Source organism: Bradyrhizobium retamae (assembly GCF_001440415.1).
Classification (GTDB): Bacteria; Pseudomonadota; Alphaproteobacteria; order Rhizobiales; family Xanthobacteraceae; genus Bradyrhizobium; species Bradyrhizobium retamae.
Genome location: NZ_LLYA01000070.1, coordinates 1 through 3,141 on the forward strand (window position 1 = coordinate 1; position 3,141 = coordinate 3,141).

Sequence of the window (3,141 nt, forward strand, 5' to 3'; positions counted from 1 at the left end):
TCGAGGCGGTGCACGCCGCCGGCGAGCTTGGCCATGCGGGGGTCGAGATTGACGGGGTTTTCCTCGCAGCTTGCGTCGGACAGCCGCAGCACCTCGCCGATCTGGTCGATCAAGAGGCCGTAGGACTCGCCTCTGAGGTCGACGCCGACCGCCATCGGCGGGCTTGCCGTCGTCGTTCTTCGGCAAGCCGAGCCGGGCGCGCATGTCGACCACGGTGACGATGCGGCCGCGCAGGTTGAGCACGCCGGCGATCTCGGCGGAGGACAGCGGCACCCGCGTCAGCCGTTCCGGCATGAACACGTCCTGGACGCGGGAGATCGGCAGGCCGAACAATTGCCCGCCGATCACGGCGGTGACGTATTCGGCCACGGTGGCCTCGATGGTCTCGGTCTTGGTTGTCATGGTCTAACTTCCTTATGCCCCGGCCAAGCCTGCTTAGGCCGCGTGCCGGGTCTCGGCGGTCTGTTCCTTCAGCGCCGCGATCAGGCCGGGACGGTCGAACTTGGCGACGTAATCGTGGAAGCCGGCCTGCCGCCCGCGCTCGATCGCCGCCGGCGACACCAGCGAGGACAAAGCGATGATCGGCAGCATGCCCAGATTGTTGTCGGCGCGGATCGTCTCGGCGAACTCGAAGCCGTTCATGTCGGGCATCTCGATGTCGGTCAGCACCACGTCGAAGGTCTGGCCCGAGCGCAGCGCCGAGAGCCCCTCCTGCGCGTTGACGGCGACCCGCACCTTGTAGCCGGCGGCCTTCAAGACCGGCGCCAGCATGTTGCGGAAGAAGGCGGAGTCATCGACCAGCAGCACCGATTGCGCGGTCGAGGAGGCCCGCATCTCCTTGCGCGAGAACCAGTCGGCAAACGCCATCGGCAGGAAGTGGCCGACGTCGATCACCTCGGTGGCCTGGCCCTTGATCACGGCGGAACCTAAAATGCCGTCCTGCTGGCCGGCGACCTCGATGTGCAGCCGCTCCTCGACGATGTCGATGATCTCGTCGACCACGAGCCCCATCGAGCGGCCGTCGTCGGCAAACACCAGGATCGGCTGCGAGCCGGTGGTCTGCACCGTGACCCCGGCCATCTGCACCAAGGGCATGAGCTGGTCGCGGTACTGCACCATGTAGCGGCCGTTGCTCAGCTCGATCTTGTCGGTGGCGATCTCTTCCAGCCGGGTGACGAGGCCGAGCGGCACCGCCTTGGGCTGCGAGGAGCCGGCGCGGAACACCAGCAGCGAGGTGAGCTGTTCGCTGCCGAAGCCATGCGCCGCCGAGGCCTCGTCGGCCATCTCATGGGCCGAGGAGCCGGAGGCGCCGAGCGCTTTCGCAATGCCGTTGGGGTCGATGATCATGATCACGGCGCCATCGCCCAAAATGGTGTTGCCGGAGAACATGTCGATGTGCCGCAGCTTGGTCGACATCGGCTTGACCACGATTTCTTCGGTGTGGAACACGCCGTCGACCACGATGCCAAAGGTCTGGCTGCCGACCTGCGTCACCACGATGAAGCCGTTCTCGGGGTCGCTGGACGAGCCGTCGTCGATCTTGAGTAGCTTCTTTAAGTGCATCAGCGGCAGGAGCTTGTTGCGCAGCCTGAGCACCGCGGTGTCCTTGATGCGCTCGATGCGGTGTTCGGAGTTGGCGCGGGCGCGCACCAGCTCGACAACCGACAATTGCGGGATCGCAAAGCGGTCGCCGGCGGCTTCCACGATCAGGGCCGAGACGATCGCCAAGGTCAGCGGGATCTTGATGGTGACGGAAGAGCCTTCGCCGGCCACGCTCTTGATGTCGATGGTGCCGCCGATCTGGTCGATATTGGTGCGCACCACGTCCATGCCGACGCCGCGGCCGGAGACCGAGGTGACGGCGGCGGCGGTGGAGAAGCCCGGCGCGAAGATGAACTTGTGGATCTGGGCTTCGGTCATCTTCTCCAGTTCAGCCTCGGTGACGAGACCGTTCTGCAGCGCTTTGGCCTTGATCCGCTCGGTGTTGAGCCCGCGGCCATTATCGGCAATGCAGATGATGATGTGGCCGCCCTCGTGATAGGCGGACAGCCTGATGGTGCCCTGCTCGCCCTTGCCGGCGGCGAGCCGCTCGGCCGGGGTCTCCAGGCCGTGGTCGGCGGAGTTGCGCACCATGTGCGTCAACGGATCCTTGATCAAATCGAGCACCTGGCGGTCGAGCTCGGTGTCGGCGCCGTGCATCTCCAGTTCGATCTGCTTGCCGAGTTCGCCCGAGAGGTCGCGCACGATGCGCGGCAGCTTCTGCCAGGCGTTGCCGATCGGCTGCATCCGCGTCTTCATGACGCCTTCCTGCAGCTCGGCGGTGACGTTGGAGAGCCGCTGCAGCGGCACCTTGAACTCGGTGTCCTCGTTGCGGCGGGAGATTTCCAGGAGCTGGTTGCGGGTCAGCACCAGCTCGGAGACCATGGTCATCAGATGTTCGAGGGTGTCGACGTTGACGCGGATCGACTGGTTGGCGATCTTGTCGGCGACCTCGCCGTCGGCATCCACGGCAACCGGCTTGCGGGCCGGCTTTGCCTTGGCCGCTTCCTTGGCAGTTTCCTTGGCAGTTTCCTTGGCTCCCTTAGCCTCAGGCGCCGGCGCAGCCTTGGCGACAGGTGCCGGGGCGGCTTCGGTCGCGGTCTCGCGGAAGGCGCGCTCGAGGTCGTCGAGCGAGACTTCACCCGGACGCAACGGGCGTTCCAGCACCTGCTCGACCAGCGTGCCCTTGGTCATCGCGGGCGCAACCGGCGGTGCGGCGACGACGGGCGCGGGTTCAGGCTGCGCTTCCGCCGCATGGTGGCCGCCTTCGGCCATCGCATGCAGCTTCTCGATCAGGTCTTCGTCGGTGCCCTCGGGCTCGGTCTCGGTGGCTTCCAGACCTGCGAGGATCTCCTTGATGCGGTCGATGCTCGACAGGATCAGCGTCACGGCTTCGGCCTTGACCGGCATGCCGTCGCGGAATTTGCCCATCAAGGTCTCGCCGGCATGGGCGAGTGCTTCCAGTCGCGGCAGGCCTAGAAAGCCGCAGGTGCCCTTGATGGTGTGGACCAGGCGGAAGATGTTATCCAGGATCTTCGCGTCGCTCGGGTCCTGCTCGAACCGCACCAACTGATTGTCGACCGTATCCAGGCTCTCGCTGGT

At 65.8% G+C, this 3,141-nt stretch carries 1 protein-coding gene and 1 pseudogene; both read right to left on the bottom strand.

Annotation, left to right across the window (positions count from 1 at the left end):
• Positions 1-402 (bottom strand): annotated as a pseudogene (locus CQ13_RS10025) (chemotaxis protein CheW); the annotation flags it as partial.
• Positions 403-435: 33 nt separating this feature from the next.
• Positions 436-3,141 (bottom strand): hybrid sensor histidine kinase/response regulator (locus tag CQ13_RS10030; protein ID WP_063800058.1); only part of this gene is annotated, 2,706 nt, incomplete at its 5' end.